Genomic DNA, 17,389 nt, shown 5'->3' with positions numbered 1-17,389 from the left:
AGGGGTCCGTAGACTGTGCCAGGAACGGACCAGGAAACCGGGGACAGGTTATTGCAGCTGGCAGGTGCAAAGTTCAGCAGCAACATCACGCTGTGGACGGGCATGTGGTGGTAGACAGCGAGCTGATTACCGGGCAAAACCCGGCTTCGGCGCTGGAGGTGGGCCAGCGGATGGTGGAGCGGTTGAGGTAGGGCGGCCCGTGGGTAAGGGACTGTTCGGTTGCTGGAGTCGATCTGTGCTCGCTGGTTGCTGTCCTTTGGGTCGTGTTCTTCGACGGGGCGCGATGGGGAGAGCATCCACGCATGGGTGGATCTACTGTCGTTCAGTGCAGCGGAGGGCATCAGCGTTACCTGATGTTGGCGTCAAAGTAGGCGTGCAGCTCGCTGAGATCTGCCAGGCCAATGTTGCTGGACCTGGCAAAGGACATCAGCCGTTCTTTCTCTTTGGCTCCTTCAAGCGCCTGCGAGTCGCCTGCTGCCACAGCGGCGTCTATTTCAGCGCGGGCTTCTCTCTTGAAGGCAGTAAGGCAGTCTTCCAACAGCCAGACAGCAGCCTCAAACGGAGGGGCGTAATTCTGTCGCCCGTCGCTCACTGAAATGAGAGCCTCCTGCAGCTGTTTGATGTGCTCCGGATAGTCCTTTAGCAGTTCCCGGAGCTTCGCCGGTACCGGTGGGTCGGTCAGCGCCATGGCGGTCACCTTGAGGTTCTTGCTTGCTGGGTCGAGAGTATTGCCACATACCCTGGGTGGTCCAATGCCATTTGCGATACCGGGAGAACTGAGGCCCAGCTTCACCCGCCACTGGCAGCGCGAATCTGGATATCGTGCTGTACCCGCTGATCTTCCATCTGCTGCTCAAGTTGATTGGCCAGAGCCCGTTGATGGGCTTCCTGACTCACCACATCGAACTGCTGCATCGACTCTTCCACCGGGGTCTGTGCGGCTAGTTCCGTTGGCATCGCAGCCCGTAGGTGAGCCGGGTTGCCTGGTTCGCCCTGCACCACGAACAGGGTATGCCCGGCCGGCTTGTCGGCAGTGGCGTTGCTCAACAGCACGTGATCGACCCGCTCCAGATCGTTGTCCCTGGCCAGCACCAGCAAGCTGGCTGCAATCCGCTGGCTGGTCGCATCGAAGCTGCGACCGTGCTTGGCATCCAAGGCTTGAACCCCCTCGCAGATCTGCTGGTAGAGCGCGTGGTCGGGATGGCCCGGGTGGGTCGGATCGGCCTTCTCATCGCGAGGGACCTGTACTGGATCGGCATCGCTCGCCACTGCATAGGCCGGATGCGTAATCGGCGCGGGCGTGGGCTCAGTCCATGTAGTCACCGGCGCAACTGGGACCTGCATGGGGGATTTCTCGTTATCAGGCAACTTCTCTGCGTGGTCGGCAGTGGGCCGTTCGATGGACGCGTGATGCGTGGCGGGTGACGGCAATGATTCGGTGGTTGGGTGCACCTCATGGCGTCTTTCGACTTGCTGCGAAGTGCTTTCCTGCGGAGGCGTTGCCGAGGGCTGCGCTTTCGGCGGCGTGACATGGGCAAAGGGTTCATCCGCTGCTGGGCCAGTCTGCTGCGCTGACTCGGTGACGCGCGGCGATGCGCTCACCTGCCGGGACACCGGAACTGCCTCAGGGAAGGGGATGGGTTCGGGTTTTGCAGCGTTGTGCATGACAGCGCCATGCGTGACCGCTGGCATATCCGTTGCAGCGGGCGATGGCGCGTTCGGCACTTCTGTTGCGGGCGTGTCGCGCCGATGCTCAGGCTCGAACCGGCCGGATGACGATGGGGTATCCGGCTCCGCAGGTTGCCTGGCGACAGCAGCTTCGGGTTTGGGCTCCGGCGGTGGCCGCATTACCAGCTGTGGTGCCGCCGCAACCGGTTCAGCAGGAGCAAGCGGACGGCGCAGCGCCTCTTCGCGCTGAGCGGCCTCCACCGCTTCGCGCGCATTGGAAGGTGCCGTTGCACTGCCGCTTACGTGTTCCGCTGCCGCCAGCGCTGCTTGCCCCGCATCCACGCTGGCCGCGCCCTGGCGATTGGCCTCCTGCAGCGCTTGCTGGTACGCCTCCTGCTCGCGCGGTGACAACGCTGCGATGCGCAGCTCCGGGGCTTCCGGCACAGGTGCCTGCTCGCGTGCACGTGCGCGGACCTCCCTCCATGCCGCCTGTAGTTCCTCGCTGGTGGTCACCGCCACCGGTCGGGCCACGCCATCCTGCCCCACCTGGTAATGCGTGATCGGCCGGGATTCACCGGCATGGCCGTCAACAGGCGGGCCCAGCTCCTGCATCGTGGCGCCGGTAATGCCATGCTGCTCGCGCGTGCGAGCCGTGGCCAACGCGATGGCCTGTTGCCACACCGGCGTTGGCGCAACGCCCGCCGAGGCATAGGCATGGCGCTGCTCGTACTGGTTCAGTTCGGCGTTGGTTGGCGCAGGCCGGGCTTCCAGTGCAGCCACCGTGCGCTCGAACCGTTCCAGCGAGGGTTGCTGGATCGTACGTGTCAGCTCCAGTTCCAGCGCGATATTTCCTTGAGCCATCTTGCCGTCATGGCTCCATTGCCCGGTGGCGTCGCGCTGGTAGAGCGTGTTGTCCGAACCCAAGATGGCATCGGACCGGGCGCGCGCAGTCTCCACAGCGTCGGGCACCAACGGCACGAAATCGCTGGCACGGGTGGCGGCACGGGTTTCCAGGTAGCTGGCCGCGATGGCAGCCTTGCCATGGGCGATGTTGTCTTCGATACGCTGCACCGCCTGCTGGTTCAGCTCTGCGGCGCGCTCCGGCGTGGCGATCTGGGTTTCGTACACGCCACGGTCGTTGGCACCTACCACGGCTGCCTTGACCTGGCGGGTCCACTGCTCGGTCTGCGGGTCACGCTGCCAGTTCTGATTGTCCAAACCTTTCACATCCTGCGGCCCTGCCGGGATGCTGAAGGGATTCTGCGGCTCAGGTGCTTTGCCCAGTGCCAGCTCTACGGCACGCACACTGGCTTTGGCACCCAACTCACGCGCCGTCTCATAGCTGGCGCCGACACTATGCACGGCGGGGTCGGGCGAACCATCGGCCGCACGTGCCATCTTCGCTTCGCGTTGCCAATTGCGGCCGTTGAACTCCCACTGCACATGCGCACTGTCTTCCTGGCAGTACACGACGCGGTTGTCGAGCAGATCAGCGCCTTTGTCGAAGGCTTTGCTCATGAACAGCGCATCGGCAGCCACCACGGCCGCTGGCACGAAGCTCGACGTCCCAATGACCGAGGCCGTTGCCAGGCCGCCCATCCAACCGCCACCACTGCGTGCGAGTGCATGGTTGAACTCAGATTGCGCGGCTGTGCCATTGCCTTGCTGCAGCAACTCGGAAACCCGGCGCGTGGTCATGACGGCGTCAGCACCAGAGGCAAGCAGACCCCCGGCACGGATCAACGGGCTGGCTGAGGCTTCGCCGAGGAGCAGATCCATCGAGGCGAAGCCCTGCTGTGCACGCGGTACACGGATGCGATAGGCCGCTTCCTCACCCAGAGTGCGCTCTACTACCAGGATGCCGCCGGGAGATATGCTCAGACGGCCATCGTGGTGGGCATTGGCAATGGCCAGTGACAACCCGCTGCGTTGAAGTTCGATGTTGCCGCCGCGCATGATCGGCCGGCTATCAAGCTGGAACTGATGCAGGGAAGTGACGATCCGCGGCTCGGTATGCACGATGGCACCCCAGCCATGGTCCACGCCATGGAGGCCCTTCAAGGCCTCAATCTGCTGAGCGTGGGTCTGGTAGTAAGCGGGGATGTTGCGAAAGAAGTGCCGGACCTGCTGGTTGGTCAGCTCAGGGGAACTTCCAACGGGTGTGTTGGTGTTCAAATCACCATTGATCAGGCCGACCTTGACAGTATCCCGCAACTGCTCCACCCGACGGGCAACTCGATCCATCGCTGACAGGTCGCCCTCTAATGAGGCTTGACCATCAGAGGTCATCTGGATTCTGTTCAGTCGATCAAGCATCCCTAGCTGGTAGGCACTCAGGGGACCACCACTATGGGGAGTAACACCAAGCACGTTGGCAAACTGGGGGTCGGCGGGCAGAAAAAGCCGGTTTTCCAGGGAATGGATATCGAACTTTCCCGCGCTCTGCAGCTTGGCAAGCAGTGGACTGTTTTTCAGCGTCTGCTGCTCGATCGTGTGATGGTCCTGAAGGTGCGTGCGGTAGTTGGGCATGATCAGGTTCCTTCCCTATTGCCGATGCTGCCGGTTCAGCAGTTCACAACGTCTTCGAACCAGAGGCCGTTGGACTTCCTGGGCGTGACGATTCCGGCAGCCTCCACGGCATCTTTAAATGTGCGGTCGCAGAAGACCCCTCCATGGAACGCTAATCTGAACACGTGAGCCGAATCCAGAACCTCACGCTTGAACGCCAGCCGGACATCGCCCGTGAGTCCGTAATACTTACCGGCCTCAAACTCATCACTAATCTCGATGTCGAGTGTAGACGCATCCTCATCCAAGGCATCCAGCGTACGCACCACATCGCAGAGGTAGTAAGTGGGACCCTTGGAACCGTCGGCCAGGCGATAGTCGACATCGGCGAAGGCGAAAGCATCAGGGTCGACCACTTCCATCACCTTGCGCAGGCGCTCGGAGACCAGCCAATAGCCACTCATCCCGCCTTCCAGATCCTCGGGCAGTACACCTTCGCGAGGGTGATAGACCAAGCGTGGGGTTTCGCGCAGCGGTGGGAAACCACCAGCCTTGGGCAAAAGAATTAGTCTGGGCGGGGAAAGTAGGGCGTCCTCGTTCTCAAAGACCACGCCATGCCCCTTGCCGCCTCGGCGAACATCCGGTTGCAATTGGTAGAACTCGCCTTTCCGAGGCTGATTGGTAGATGTCGATTCCATGCGTTGCGTCCGGCCCTATGGCTGCGTTATCGGAACTGTCTCGAGTAGCCTACCCGTCCGCCCACTGGCGTGCCAAATTGTTTCATGGTGGGAGAAATGAGCGAATGCGTGGGACCCATAGGCTAAAGCCAGTAACCAAAGCGACGGAAGTTAGGTGCTGAGAGCGAGAGTGTGACAGAGACCCCATTCGCTGCGTGCTGATCACGACATCGACCGCTGGTTGGATCAACCTGAAGCGGACTGGACCGGCCAGCTTGTCGTAGACACCCGACGTCCCCCACCCATTGGCCGGTTGGCCGGTCCATTGCCATTTGCCGCGCGGGCGAGGGCGGTGGCCTTCGTGGGCTGCTCCGTAGCCGGAACGATAGGATCTGCTGCGCATACGTGAAGAGCATCCACGCTTGGCGTGGATCTACACTGTGGCTCCGTCCCAAGGAGTCTCGCCCATGTTCAGTGGAAAGGTCGCGGTAGTCACCGGCTCCACCAGCGGTATCGGTCTTGGCATCGCCACCGCGTTGGCGCGGCAGGGGGCCGACATCGTGCTCAATGGATTCGGGGATGCGCAGGAAATCGAACGCATCCGCTCCTGCTTGGAGACAGAGTTCGGGGTGCGGGTGGCGCACGACGGTGCCGATCTGTCACGCGGAGAGGCGGTGCGAGAAATGATCGCCCGTGCCGTCGCAGCGATGGGCCGTATCGACATCCTGGTGAACAACGCTGGCATCCAGCACACCTCGTCGATCGAGGAGTTCCCGGTCGAGAAGTGGGACGCGATCCTGGCGCTGAATCTGTCCGCAGTGTTCCATGCGACGGCGGCGGCGCTGCCGCACATGAAGCAGCAGGGATCGGGCCGCATCATCAACATTGCGTCGGTACACGGGCTGGTCGGCTCGGTGAACAAGTCGGCCTATGTGGCGGCCAAGCATGGCGTGGTCGGGTTTACCAAGGTAACCGGGTTGGAGAACGCGGGCACGGGCATCACGGCCAACGCCATCTGCCCGGGCTGGGTGCGGACCCCGCTGGTTGAGAAGCAGATCACCGCGCTGGCGGAGCGGGAAGGAACGGACCAGGAGTCCGCGGCGCGTGAGCTGCTGGCCGAGAAGCAGCCTTCGCTGCAGTTCGTGACGCCTGAGCAGCTTGGGGAGATGGTGGTGTTCCTGTCGTCGGATGCTGCGGCCCAGATGACGGGCACGGCGCTTCCTATGGATGGTGGTTGGACGGCGCGCTAGGGAAGGCAGCCGCAACTCTACAAGGGGCCCGACGGTAGTCTCGGCCGCTGGCCTGCAAGGTTGAGACCCAGCAGGCCGACGGCTTCCCATCGAATGTTTGGGTTGTGAGCAGATCCGTTGATTTGCTTCAAGCCATCCGCATGGGCGATGGGTCCTGAGATAGTGACTGTGCTTGATCAATGGTGTGTTGTTCAGCCGACTTTTGCGCAAGCCGCTGGTTGAGCTGTTCGAGGCGGCTGAGGGACTCTTCAACTGGTGTCTGAGCTGCCTGGACCGTTGGCATATGCGCACGAAGCATTGCTGGATCACTTGGGGATCCTTGGACAACGAACACATTCTGGGCACTGGCCAGCGTGTCGGTCTTGCTGCTCAGAAGGATCTGGTCAACACGAGTGAGGCCATTCTCCTTGGCAAGGACTAAGAGACTTGCCGTCATACGATCACTGGTTGCGTCAGGGGTACGGCCATTCTGGTGATCCAGCTCTGTGACCAGTCCTTTGATCTGCCGATTCAAGGCGAAGTCTTGATGGTCGACTTCAGCAGGGTTCCTCTGATCTTCCGCCTCTTTCCGAAGACTGCGTTCGAGCTGGCGATCCTGTTGGCGCTCGAGGGGCGTCTTCCACTTCTCTATTTCCGGCTCAGCCTTGATCGCGCCAGTTGCCGGATCCCGCTCAATGTTGACCCTGGCCCATTTCGACTCGATATCGGCTTTGCCAGTCGTAAGGTCCATAGTGTCGTCGAGGATCTTTGAAGCAGTAGCTTGAGCTTGCTCCTCCCACATGTTCTTGGGAGCCCATGAGCTCTGCCCAGCTTTAGCCTTCTCCAGACGATCCGTGATGAATTCTTCCGGATTTCCATACTGTTTGCGAGCCGTGCCCTGCACAGATGCCTTGACCTCAAAGCTCTCCCAATGGCCTTCCGGATTTTTTCCCACAACATCAATGCCGTGGCCCTGTTTGTTCTGGATGGCAACGAGATCTGTATAGCCCTTTCTGGCGAGATCATGAGAGACGAAAGCCTCCCCAATGTCGCCCACCTCCGGATCGGTCAACTCGGCCAGTTGCCTCTTGCCTATGTAGGCATCGATGGCCTTCTCGATCGAGACTTGGCCTTCAAACGTCGAGACATCTTTTCGAGCGAGATGACCAAGTTCCTTCGGCGAGAGCGCGCCACTTTGCAGCAAGCCATCGAGGTTGCCTGACTTGCGAAAACCTTCGACCAGATCGCCCAACTCACCCTGGCTGCGTTTGATACCGGCCAACCCATGGAACATGAGATCGGCACTTTCAGCAGCGACACCACCTTTTGCCTGGAGCTTCTGAGCATCATGGGCAAGCTCTACAAGCTCGCTTGCAATTTCCTTTCCGGCATGGGCCTCTACGCGCCCCGCGATCCTTCCTGCGGCGGGTGCCAGGTCATCGACAACCTCTACAGCCTTTGCAACCTTGGCAAGGTTGGTGAGCTTGGTGGCAGGCACGAAAGTCGCAATGATCTCGATGGCTGCTGCACCCTCGATCCCGCCGACATACTCGTTCTCCTTTCCTTCCTTGAGAGCCTTTTCGTAGCCAGCCTCCCATTCGTTCCAGGCGCCTACCGCAGCATTCTTGATGTCGCGGGGAACCTTGCCCGGATCCTCAATGGCTGAATTGGCGTAGACCGCTGCCGCACCTATTACCAGATTGCGAAAGTCGCGATCATTGCTGAATTGGTGGGCAAATTTTACGAGATCAATTGTGTCGCCGATCATCCCAAGCCCATGGGATGTCGCGCCCTTCATCGCCCCATATCGATTCTGAGCATTCCCCAATGCATCACTATCGATTTCAGCTGCAGCGCGGGCTAGATAGCTGTTCTGCGGATTGTCGCGGGCCTCGATGGCCCATTTTCTAGCAGCAGCGAGATTGTCGCTGATCTGCTTGTCCGTCCAGTCAAGGGCTTGGCCTGTCTTTACCTTGGCGGTCTCGTATCCGGCGACAATCGGTTCTTCGATGTATCGCTCGTAGTTCCGCTCGATCCATGAATCGTTGACGTTCGCAGCATCCAAAGCCTCATCGAAGCGTCGTGCATCAGCTCGTGATACTCGAGCGCTGATGGCATCTATCAACGATCCGACCTGCCCGCGCCCCTTCTCTGTTGCATAGACTGACGAAGCTACTATTTCATTGACGACACCTATCGCATCCAAGCCGTCAACGGATTGATGCGAATAGATCAGTCGGTAGGCTTGGTACGCGGTGAGATCGACGTTGCCATTCGGGTCCGTTGCATTTGCGAGTGCTGCGATATCAGAACTACGCGTATGGCGGGTTGCATCATTCATGTGGGAGTCCTTTCTCCATGATGGGATTTCCTATCGGAACTGGGGGTAGTCTTTGATCAGTCGCTCTTCGATAGCCTGGGCAAGAGGAAATTTATCCTCCCGTTCTATTGCTTTAAGCGCCTTCCAAGGTTCATCGATCAGCGCATGGTCAGCTTGGAATTCGGGAAGTTTGTGCTTGCGCCTGAGTGCCTGGATTGCAAGCAGTTCAGCGGGAAAAACGCGATCAATCGTCGCGTCGAACTCGTATCGATTGCGATCAGTACTTTCTCTGCTGCGAGAGACATGAAAGTCAGCCGCAACTTGCATGGCTGCCTTGAATTTCATCTCATCGTCTGTAGTCCAGACATCGAGTACTGACCGGTACTCGGGAATGAGTGGATTGAGCGGCGAGAAATTCGTCGGTATCCCAAATTCTTTGGACATCAGTTCAAGTGCAAAGACATCCGATGTCGAGTTCTTGATCTTCCGCATCGCCGGCATTGTGTTGATGCGCTGATCCTTCTCAGCCATCTCAATGTAGAGCTGGGCGCACGTAGACGCTTCATCCCACCAAGAGAGCATCGAAGGCCCAAGAGCTTTCATGCTGTCTGAGAACTCTTTCGGCCAGTTGCCAAGGTCCTGACGCATGTCCGAATACATGCCCATCCAGCGGAAGAATAACGTCCGCAAGCGGACAGCACGCTGGATCGATAAGGTCAGCATCTCGGCGTCGGAGCGAAGGAACGCGTCGCAACTCCGAACATCGTAGAACAAGGCAAGATCACTCAGTTGTGTGGCCGCCTTTTGGTGCAGCTGGCCCGGCATGTCCAAGAACGTCTGGATGGCTGTCACAGCTTGCTCGGCTTTGCCCTTGTCCTGGGCATGCTCCAGCCACTCCTGGCATTCACGAGCCAAGGCATAGAGCGATGTATGGGGTGTTAGTTCCATGCGTTTTCCGGTCCTGGATTGATGCCACTTGTTCGCGTCAATGGCCTCAATTTGCAAAGGTAAGCCAATTTTCACCGCAACAGCGGACTGGAATCATCCTGGTCCGGGGTCTGCCACCAGCGGTAGTAGGGCCACTTCCGACTGGTTCAGCAGCTCATTGACATTTTTCAGGTCAAGGATCGCCTGATGGATCATAGCCAAGTAGTCGTACCGAGAGGTGTAATTAGTAGTTTGACTCACAATCGGCCCAAGGTGGATCTTCAGGACATCCGATAAGTGCCAGTTTTGGCTCACTCTCCGGACTCGCCCCCCCTGATGATCGATCAATTGACTCCAAGCATGGGGCATCGCGATGGACCCTTGGGAGGACGGATCTAGCTGAGAACGTTGGCAATGGCTGAGCGCCCGCGATATCGATAGGTCACCCCGGCCTCACCTCCCTACAAACCAACTCCGCCAGCTCCCGGCAGGCAAAGAACAACCCCTCAACCACACCTTCATCCAGATGCCGCTCCGGCGCCGCCGTTCCCTCGCAGCGGTTCGCGGCATGCAGCATCTCCACCGCTGTCACAATACCCACGGCCGCGCGGTCAATGCGCGCCAGGGATTGGCGGCGGGCTTCAGAAAGTGTCTCCTCCGGCCACAGCAGCCCGTCGGAGCCTTCACCATCGCGGATGCGTTTGAGGCAGCCCTGGAAGGTACTGAGGTCGGAGGCGGGATTGTCGTCATCGTTGATGGGGTCATCGACGGAGAAGGGTGGGTTCTTGCGAGTGGTCATGGTGTGCGCTTCCAAAACTGTGCATGCCAGCGCCACCGCCCGTAAGCAGGTGGCACTTGGCGCGGGCTGAAAACCGTTGCGTCTAGCTGACGAACCCACGGTCGCTCTCTGGCCGAACCTCCCGGCACGCCCACTCGGCCAGCCCCCTGCATGCAAAGAACAGCGCTTCAACAGTGCCTTCATCCAGATGCCGTTCCGGGTCTGCGGCAACCCGGCAGCGCTCTGCGGCATGCAGCATTTCAATCACCACCTGCATGCCCACCAGCGCGCGTTCGGCGCGTGCCAGGCTGGAACGTCGGCCGGGTGATACGTCGTTTTCCGGCCACGGCTGGCCATCAGCGGCCTCACCGGCGCGCAGGCGCTTGAGGATGCCCAGGAACGTGGTCAGTTCCGGATGGTCCTCTTTGCCTTTGGCAAGGGTTTCATTGATGTAGGTGATGAAGTCATCTTGATCATTCATGGCGTCGGCTTCCTTGGCAGTACTTAACTGCGCCACCGCGCGAAGCGGGTGGCGGACGGTGCGGGTTCCAAACCGGGACATAGCTAAACCGGCGGGCCCGAAGACCCCCACGCACCGCCCGCCATAAAGGCCGACGGATTGCCAGCCGGCACCGCTTCAGGACGGTGCCGGCTGGCAAGCGTAAACAGCTAATGTCTCGGGTTTGGACGCCCGGCCACTCGTTGTCAGTGGCACGCCATGGTGTTTACGCCTGCGCTCTCAACTCAATAAGAAAGTTACGAAAACTCCGCGACGTTCGAGAGCAGGCCCTGATTGTCGCACGCACCCTCTGTGGCACATGCGACAGTGATAGACGCATCTGTGCCAACCACGCGGCCAAGCGCGATGCAATAAGACGCAAACAGCGCTAGCGCCGAGGATTCGCGTGATACCCCCCGCACCAAGACAGGTACGCAAAAGTACTCATCAATGAGCCCGCCCGCAGGCCCAAGACGGAAACGGCCCGCAAAGCGGGCCGTATGCGTCGCGCCATCGGGCGCAACCCCGCCGTGCGGGCGTTACAGATTCGCATCCAGGAACGCGCGGATTACCGGCCCGATGTCCTGCACATGGCTTTCCAGCGCGAAATGCCCGGTATCGTAGAAATGCACCTCCGCCTTCGGCAGATCGCGCTTGAACGCCTCCGCACCGGCCGGAATGAAGATCGCATCATTGCGCCCCCACACCGCCAGCAGCGGCGGCTTACGGTCGCGGAAGTACGTATGCAGCTGCGGGTACATCGCCACGTTGGTGCGGTAATCCAGCATCAGGTCCAGCTGGATATCCAGATTGCCCGGGCGTGCCAGGCGCTCGTTGTCCAGCGTGTAGGTTTCCGGCGCGATGCGCATGGCATCCGGCGCGCCGTGGGTGTACTGCCACTGGATGCTTTCCGGGGTGAACATGCCGCGTAGCGCATCGCGGTTGGCCGCGGTCGGCGCGCTCCAGTAGCGTTTGATCGGCTCCCACAGTTCGCCCAGGCCTTCTTCATAGGCGTTGCCGTTCTGCGAAACGATGGCGGTGATGCGTTCCGGGTGTTGGGTGGCCAGGCGCCAGCCCACCGGTGCGCCGTAGTCGAACACCTGGATGGCGTAGCGATCGATGCCCACCACTTCAGTGAAACGGTCGATGGTGTTGGCGAGGTTGTCGAAGGTGTAGGCGTACTTGTCGCGCGGCGGCGCTTCGGTGAAGCCGAAGCCGGGCAGGTCCGGGGCGATCACGTGGTAGCGGTCGGCCAGCATCGGGATCAGTTCGCGGTACATGAAGGACGAGGCGGGCAGGCCGTGCAGCAACAGCATGGTGGGCGCCTTGGGGTCGCCGGCTTCGCGGTAGAACACGCGCACGTCGTCCACCTGGGCGTAGTGGAAGGTGACGGCCGGCGCGGCGGCGTGGGCGGAGGCAGCGGCGAGGGCACCGGCAAGGCCGGCTGCCAGTCGGGCAGGGGTGTTCATGGTGTGGGCTCCAACAGGGCGGGAAGGGGCACGCGCGCGCCACGCGGATGGGCGCGCGCGTGGGGCAGGTCAGGCGACCTGCTGGAAGGCGTGGCTGCTGCCGCGCGAGATCTTGCCCTGGTCGAACAGGCGCAGGATCGGGAAGTCGACATCGTTGCGGCCGACCTTCCACAGGTAGTTGGTGATGAAGTTCAGCGCCAGGTGGCCGAACACTTCCACGATGTCCTCATCGCCCCAGCCGGCGGCGCGCACGGCCTGCAGTTCTTCGTCGGTCACGTCGCCCTTGTGGCGCACCAGCAGCAGCACGAAGTCGAGCAGGGCCTGTTCCTTCGGGTCGGTGGACTTGCCGTGGCGGGCCAGCTCGATGTCTTCCTCGCTCAGCTTCTGCAGCTTGGCGATGGCGGCCAGCAGGGAGATGCAGTATTCGCAGCCGTTTTCTTCGCCGATGGCCAGGCCGATCTTGCGGGCCAGCTGCTTGCTGAAGCGGCCGTCGGTGAGGTTCTGGAACAGGGCCAGGTAGCTGTTCATGGTGGCCGGGGAGTTGGCCAGCGCGGTCATGATGATGGGCAGCTTGCCGAACTTGGCCTTGGTCTGCTCCAGCAGCGGCTGCTGGGCGGGGGTGGCGGTTTCGGGGGTGACGAGGGCGATACGGGACATGGCAGGTTCCTTGGGTGGTTGGGATGAAATGTACCGAACGGTCGGTACGGACTGAATTGAATCCGAACGATCGGTCCGCGTCAAGCTTTAATTGGACCGAACGGTCGGTTATAGTTCAGGCAGGAGGTGACCCATGCCCCAGGTCAGGAAAATTGATGACGCGGCCCTGCTGGACCGCTTGGCGCTGACGTTCAAGGACGTTGGCTATGAAGGCGCGTCGCTGGCGGTGATTGCCGAAGCGACCGGCCTGAAGAAATCCAGCCTTTACCACCGCTTCCCGAACGGGAAGGAGGAGATGGCGCAGGAAGTGCTCGCCCAGGTGGGGCGCGTGCTGGATGCGGAAATCTTCCCCGTGCTGGCCGGCGATGCGCCGGTGGCGGACAAACTGGCGCGTTTCGTTACGGCCATGGACGCGATGTACGACCACGGCCGGCAGTCGTGTCTGTTGAACATGCTGTCGCCGCCGCGCGGTGTGCAGAACGGCTGTGGCGATGCGATTGCTTCAACCTTCCACCGGCTGCAGGACGCGCTGGCGGGTGTGGCGCGGCAGCACGGTGTGGCTGATGAGGAAGCGGAACTGCTGGCCGAGCAGATGCTGGTGGAGTTGCACGGCGCGCTGGTGGTGGCGCGCGGGATGGATACGCCAGCGGTGTTTTCGCGGGCGCTGGCGCGGTTGCCCCGGATTGTTCTGGAGGCTGTGTAGATCGCAACCGGCGTGCTGATCGAAGCCCTGTAGAGCCGAGCCCATGCTCGGCTGCATTGGGAGTTGCCAGCCATGGGCTGGCACTACTACGGCACGCGGGCGCTGGCGCGGTTGCCGCGGATTGTTCTGGAGGCTGTGTAGATCGCAACCGGCGTGCTGATCGAAGCCCTGTAGAGCCGAGCCCATGCTCGGCTGCATTGGGAGTTGCCAGCCATGGGCTGGCACTACTACGGCGCGCGGGCGTTGGCGCGGTTGCCGCGGATCATTCTGGAGGCTGTGTAGATCGCAACCGGCGTGCTGATGGAAGCGCTGTAGAGCCGAGCCCATGCTCGGCTGCATTGGGAGTTGCCAGCCATGGGCTGGCACTACTACGGCGCGCGGGCGCTGGCGCGGTTGCCGCGGATTGTTCTGGACGCACCGCCCGTATCGTGACGGTGATGGCTGCGTTGTAGAGCCGAGCCCACGCTCGGCTGTGGTGCTACGCGCGGGCCTTCAGGTCGAGGCACTTGGCAAGGTAGCTGTCGCCAACTGCACGCATGCGTGCGCGCCGCACGGCCATCTCACTTTCCGAGCCCGGGCCGACGCGCCGTGGCATATGGGCCGTAATGGCCTGCGCGAGATGGGCGTGGAGATGGCCTGACGGCTTGAGTTGCCATGCGCCATTAGCGCGCCCATCCGGCAGTGCCACGATGGCGCCACAGGTAATTTGATTGAGCAGTTCCTGGAGCAGATAGTCGCGCGTGGCAATGTAGGGCACCACCACGGTTTCGGATAAGCCTGCCGTGAAAAGCGCGGTTGCGGGAAGCATGACGTCGTAAGCCAGATTCAAGGCGGCCTTCTTCTGCAGCTCCATGCTGGGCTGCAACTTGGTATCCCTGGTGACCTTGGCCACCACCTTTCGGGGGAAAAGATCGGGTTTTTCCTTGACCAGGAACAGAAGCGCGGCGAGATAGAACGGAATCTGCATGTAGGGCAGGTCGTTTGCGCTGATGATGCCCGCCAACCACTCGATCTTGGATTCGGCACTTCCCGGAAGGTGGTACAGGTAGATGATGGCTGGAATGTAGCCGGAAAGCAGGTCCAGGTTGGCGGAGATGTCTTCCTTGCCCCGTTCCAGGATCCTGTCGAACTCGACGGCATTTATTTTCGCGGCTTCGCTGCCATAGTTTTTCGCCAGCAGATCGGCAAGCTGATGGACGGATTCGCTGGCACCGGCAAAGCCCTGCCGCTTCTCTATCAATGCCATTACGGGGTTGAACTCAAGAGGGGTGGTTCTAAAGAGTTCCAGTACGTACTGGTTGTCACTCGGCTGTCGATCCTGCAGCAGATCAATCAGGACGTTGTTGTCCAGAAGCACCGAGTGAAGAATCTTCACGTTGGGCCACGTTGCGCCGCGCTGGTGAACGAGCGGCGCGATGTAGAGCGCGCTGACATCGTCTGGTCGGGTGTGTAGTGCTTTGCCGTCAACAACCCAGGTTTCGTTGATCAGGGGTTCTACCAGCTGCAGGTGCTCAGTCATTTGGTGCATGCATCCTTGGGTATTGGCCTTTGCGAAAAGCAGCCGAGCATGGGCTCGGCTCTACTCAGGGCGCACGTTCTGGGCTATGCGTTGAGCAATACCATCGGGTCGATCAACGGAAGACTGCCCTTGGCGCCCAGTACGATGTGCCCGCTGCAGAACGCGAACGCAGGCGCGGTATCGGCGCTGGGCTGCGGCGGCACGCTTTCAATCTCGCCCACTTCGTCCACCGCCAGGGCGATCACATCCGCCCCGGCCTGCACCAGCAGCATGGCCGGGCAGCGGTAGGCGAAGGCGGACAGCCCGCTCAGCCGCCGCAGGTCGACCACGCGCAAGGCCTGGCCGCGTACGGTCAGGGTGCGGCGGGCATCGCCGCCGGCGCGGTCGAAGGTCTCCGGTCCGCGTATTTCAACGGCGGCTTCAACGTCGATGCAGAACAGGTGCTCACCCGCCCGCAGGACAACAACTTCGAATACCGGGCGTGACGTGTTGGCCGGTTGACCGGCTGTAGGGGAATGCGGTTGCAAGGGACATCCAGTGGAAGGGGCGTTGCGGTTGCGTCCGCCATAGTGCCGTGTGCGTGTGACCACGTGTGTGCGCAAATGATGAACGTCGCGCCGCCCATTCAGCCTGTGCTGGGCGTGGCCGGCCGGGCCTCAGCCCTGGGCGCAGGGGGCCGCCTGCAGGCGCTGCGCCAGTTCGGCGGCGCTGACCGGCAGGGACAGGGCAAACCCCTGGATCTCATCGCAGCCCAGGGCCTGCAGCAGGGCCACCTGTTCGTCGGTTTCCGCGCCTTCGCCCACGGTGCTGTAGCCCAGCCCGTGGGCCAGGCCAATCACTGCCTGCACCTTCAATTGCGCGCGGTGGTCGCTGGGCAGGCCATCAATCATGGATTTGTCCATCTTGATGGTGTGGATGGGCAGCTCGGTCAGGTAGCCGAAGTTGCTGTAGCCGCTGCCGAAATCATCCACGGCCACGCGGATGCCGGCCGCGGCCAGCTGCTGCAGCTGTTCGCCGGGCAGGGAATCGGCCCGCAGCCATTCGCCCTCGGTAATCTCGATTTCCAGATCGGTGCAGTCCAGGCCCTTGCTGCGCAGGCCGGCGATGAGTGCATCGGCCATGCCGCGGCGGGCGACATCGCGGGCGGACAGATTGATGGACAGGGTGAGTGACAGGCCCTGCTGCCGCCACTGCGCCAGCTGGGCCAGGGCGTGGTCCACCACCCAAGCGGTCACGTTGTCCATCAGCGCGGTGCGCTCGAACACGGGAATGAACTCGGCCGGGCTGACTGGCCCCAGCTGTGGGTGGTTCCACCGCAGCAGCGCTTCGGCTGAAACCGGGCACAGATCGTGGGCGCGGAAACGCGGCTGGTAGACCAGGTGGAACTGGTCCTGCTGCAGGCCCTTCAGGGCATCGGTGGCCAGCTGGTAGCTGCGGCGCAGGCCTTCATCGCGCGTGGCCGAATACCAGCAGGCGTGCACGCGCCCGGTAATGGCCGAGTGCACGCCGATCATCAGCTTGCGCAGCACATCATCGGCGCTGTCGCGGCCCAGCGTGGCTTCGCAGATGCCGGCATGGAACTGCGGCGACAGCGGCACGGCGGCGGCCATGAGCGGGCGGGTCAGGTCATCGCGCAGCAGGTCCAGCAGGCGGTCGATGGCCTCGCGGTCGGGCAGGTCCACCATGAAGGCGAAGCGGGTGGTGCCCACGTGGTAGACCTCGGCCACGCCTTCCAGGGCCAGGTTGATGCGCACGCCGGCGCGGCGGATGAGCGATTCCAGTGGCGCCATGCCCAGCACCTGGCCGGCCTCGTTGGCGCGCGGCAGGTCCAGCACGTCGATCAGCACGGCGTGGCAGTGCAGCCCGGGGCTGCGCGCCGAACGCGCGGCGTAGTCGATGGAAAACTGGTGCCGGTTGGGCAGGCCGCTGACCGGATCGCGGCGGCCGCTGAGCGTGCGCAGCTCCAGTTCGTTCATCACCGCCATGCCCAGCGTCTGCAGCTGGCGGCGATCATCGGCGGAAAACTGCCGGGGCACGCTGTCCATCACGCACAGCGCGCCGATGGGCACGCCATTGCCGGCGATGAGCGGCGTGCCGGCATAGAAGCGCAGGTGCGGCGGCCCGGCCACCAGCGGCAGGCTGGAAAAGCGCGGGTCCACGGTGAGGTCGTTGACCACCAGCCCGGCGGCCGCACCGATGGTATGGGCGCAGATGGAATCGCGGATGTGCGAATCGCCCATGGCCAGGCCCTTGCGGGAAATCAGCCGCTGGCGGTCCACTTCGATGAGCGAGACGAACGCCACCGGGGCGTGGAAGGTGCGTGCCGCCAGATCGGTCAGGCGATCCAGGGATGCCCCGGCTACGTCATCAAGGACGTCCAGGCTGCCCAGCGTCGACATGCGTTCTTCGGTACGGGTAGGGGCCATGCGTTGTGT

General features: G+C 61.9%; 14 protein-coding genes and 1 pseudogene. 3 read left to right on the top strand and 12 right to left on the bottom strand.

Translation table 11 applies throughout. The features are described 5' to 3' along the window. Positions 1-51: 51 nt before the first annotated feature. Positions 52-191 (top strand): annotated as a pseudogene (locus ACM2ZB_RS05775) (type 1 glutamine amidotransferase domain-containing protein); the annotation flags it as partial. 155 nt (positions 192-346) lie between these two features. Here ACM2ZB_RS05775 and ACM2ZB_RS05770 read toward each other — a convergent pair. The 3 genes from ACM2ZB_RS05770 to ACM2ZB_RS05760 form a co-directional block, all read right to left on the bottom strand. Then, a complete protein-coding gene (locus ACM2ZB_RS05770) occupies positions 347-688 on the bottom strand; it encodes a hypothetical protein (RefSeq protein WP_416057815.1) in 342 nt (113 codons plus the stop codon). A 101-nt stretch (positions 689-789) separates the two neighbouring features. Then, positions 790-4,197, bottom strand: coding sequence for an XVIPCD domain-containing protein (locus ACM2ZB_RS05765; protein ID WP_416057814.1), 3,408 nt, complete (start codon positions 4,195-4,197; stop codon positions 790-792). A gap of 35 nt (positions 4,198-4,232) precedes the next feature. Continuing rightward, entirely contained in the window at positions 4,233-4,874 is a 642-nt protein-coding gene (locus tag ACM2ZB_RS05760; RefSeq protein ID WP_416057813.1) for a DUF1629 domain-containing protein, read from the bottom strand. A 446-nt stretch (positions 4,875-5,320) separates the two neighbouring features. Between ACM2ZB_RS05760 and ACM2ZB_RS05755 the strand changes: the two genes are divergently transcribed. Beyond that, on the top strand, positions 5,321-6,103 hold the full coding sequence (locus ACM2ZB_RS05755; RefSeq protein ID WP_416057812.1) for a 3-hydroxybutyrate dehydrogenase: 783 nt from the start codon (positions 5,321-5,323) through the stop codon (positions 6,101-6,103). Positions 6,104-6,230: 127 nt separating this feature from the next. On the opposite strand, the gene ACM2ZB_RS05750 is transcribed toward ACM2ZB_RS05755, so the two are convergent. The 6 genes from ACM2ZB_RS05750 to ACM2ZB_RS05725 form a co-directional block, all read right to left on the bottom strand. Continuing rightward, the gene (locus tag ACM2ZB_RS05750; RefSeq protein ID WP_416057811.1) at positions 6,231-8,423 is read right to left on the bottom strand and encodes an XVIPCD domain-containing protein; all 2,193 of its coding nucleotides are present in this window, start codon (positions 8,421-8,423) and stop codon (positions 6,231-6,233) included. Between the two features lie 30 nt (positions 8,424-8,453). Beyond that, positions 8,454-9,350, bottom strand: a complete 897-nt coding sequence (locus tag ACM2ZB_RS05745) for a hypothetical protein (RefSeq protein WP_416057810.1) — start codon at positions 9,348-9,350, stop codon at positions 8,454-8,456. 421 nt (positions 9,351-9,771) lie between these two features. Further along, a complete protein-coding gene (locus ACM2ZB_RS05740) occupies positions 9,772-10,128 on the bottom strand; it encodes a hypothetical protein (RefSeq protein ID WP_416057809.1) in 357 nt (118 codons plus the stop codon). Between the two features lie 82 nt (positions 10,129-10,210). After that, positions 10,211-10,669 carry a hypothetical protein gene (locus ACM2ZB_RS05735; RefSeq protein WP_416057808.1) on the bottom strand — a complete coding sequence of 153 codons (459 nt, stop codon included), beginning with the start codon at positions 10,667-10,669 and terminating at the stop codon, positions 10,211-10,213. Between the two features lie 476 nt (positions 10,670-11,145). Beyond that, positions 11,146-12,075 (bottom strand): alpha/beta fold hydrolase, encoded by a 930-nt coding sequence (locus tag ACM2ZB_RS05730; RefSeq protein WP_416057807.1) that lies wholly within the window; start codon positions 12,073-12,075, stop codon positions 11,146-11,148. Positions 12,076-12,144: 69 nt separating this feature from the next. Continuing rightward, complete coding sequence (locus tag ACM2ZB_RS05725) at positions 12,145-12,732, bottom strand: carboxymuconolactone decarboxylase family protein (protein ID WP_416057806.1); 588 nt, start codon at positions 12,730-12,732, stop codon at positions 12,145-12,147. A gap of 133 nt (positions 12,733-12,865) precedes the next feature. Between ACM2ZB_RS05725 and ACM2ZB_RS05720 the strand changes: the two genes are divergently transcribed. Further along, a complete protein-coding gene (locus ACM2ZB_RS05720; protein WP_416057805.1) occupies positions 12,866-13,435 on the top strand; it encodes a TetR/AcrR family transcriptional regulator in 570 nt (189 codons plus the stop codon). 478 nt (positions 13,436-13,913) lie between these two features. Here the strand turns inward: ACM2ZB_RS05720 and ACM2ZB_RS05715 are convergent, their stop codons facing one another. From ACM2ZB_RS05715 to ACM2ZB_RS05705, 3 genes are all read right to left on the bottom strand, one after another. Next, entirely contained in the window at positions 13,914-14,954 is a 1,041-nt protein-coding gene (locus tag ACM2ZB_RS05715; protein WP_416057804.1) for a hypothetical protein, read from the bottom strand. A gap of 83 nt (positions 14,955-15,037) precedes the next feature. Further along, positions 15,038-15,481: a chemotaxis protein CheW gene (locus ACM2ZB_RS05710; protein WP_416057803.1), complete on the bottom strand. Its 444-nt coding sequence runs from the start codon at positions 15,479-15,481 to the stop codon at positions 15,038-15,040. A 129-nt stretch (positions 15,482-15,610) separates the two neighbouring features. Then, complete coding sequence (locus ACM2ZB_RS05705) at positions 15,611-17,380, bottom strand: EAL domain-containing protein (protein WP_416057802.1); 1,770 nt, start codon at positions 17,378-17,380, stop codon at positions 15,611-15,613. Positions 17,381-17,389 lie beyond the last annotated feature (9 nt).

It is taken from the genome of Stenotrophomonas maltophilia (assembly GCF_047782825.1).
Taxonomy (GTDB): Bacteria; Pseudomonadota; Gammaproteobacteria; order Xanthomonadales; family Xanthomonadaceae; genus Stenotrophomonas.
Note: the sequence above shows the minus strand (reverse complement) of the source record. Positions and strands in the feature narration are given on the sequence as shown.

Excerpts from the sequence above, each read along its gene's own strand:
- ACM2ZB_RS05770 (WP_416057815.1), bottom strand. The coding sequence starts at position 688 with ATGGCGCTGACCGACCCACCGGTACCGGCGAAGCTCCGGGAACTGCTA.
- ACM2ZB_RS05765 (WP_416057814.1), bottom strand. The coding sequence starts at position 4,197 with ATGCCCAACTACCGCACGCACCTTCAGGACCATCACACGATCGAGCAG.
- ACM2ZB_RS05760 (WP_416057813.1), bottom strand. The coding sequence starts at position 4,874 with ATGGAATCGACATCTACCAATCAGCCTCGGAAAGGCGAGTTCTACCAA.
- ACM2ZB_RS05755 (WP_416057812.1), top strand. The coding sequence starts at position 5,321 with ATGTTCAGTGGAAAGGTCGCGGTAGTCACCGGCTCCACCAGCGGTATC.
- ACM2ZB_RS05750 (WP_416057811.1), bottom strand. The coding sequence starts at position 8,423 with ATGAATGATGCAACCCGCCATACGCGTAGTTCTGATATCGCAGCACTC.
- ACM2ZB_RS05745 (WP_416057810.1), bottom strand. The coding sequence starts at position 9,350 with ATGGAACTAACACCCCATACATCGCTCTATGCCTTGGCTCGTGAATGC.
- ACM2ZB_RS05740 (WP_416057809.1), bottom strand. The coding sequence starts at position 10,128 with ATGACCACTCGCAAGAACCCACCCTTCTCCGTCGATGACCCCATCAAC.
- ACM2ZB_RS05735 (WP_416057808.1), bottom strand. The coding sequence starts at position 10,669 with ATGTCCCGGTTTGGAACCCGCACCGTCCGCCACCCGCTTCGCGCGGTG.
- ACM2ZB_RS05730 (WP_416057807.1), bottom strand. The coding sequence starts at position 12,075 with ATGAACACCCCTGCCCGACTGGCAGCCGGCCTTGCCGGTGCCCTCGCC.
- ACM2ZB_RS05725 (WP_416057806.1), bottom strand. The coding sequence starts at position 12,732 with ATGTCCCGTATCGCCCTCGTCACCCCCGAAACCGCCACCCCCGCCCAG.
- ACM2ZB_RS05720 (WP_416057805.1), top strand. The coding sequence starts at position 12,866 with ATGCCCCAGGTCAGGAAAATTGATGACGCGGCCCTGCTGGACCGCTTG.
- ACM2ZB_RS05715 (WP_416057804.1), bottom strand. The coding sequence starts at position 14,954 with ATGACTGAGCACCTGCAGCTGGTAGAACCCCTGATCAACGAAACCTGG.
- ACM2ZB_RS05705 (WP_416057802.1), bottom strand. The coding sequence starts at position 17,380 with ATGGCCCCTACCCGTACCGAAGAACGCATGTCGACGCTGGGCAGCCTG.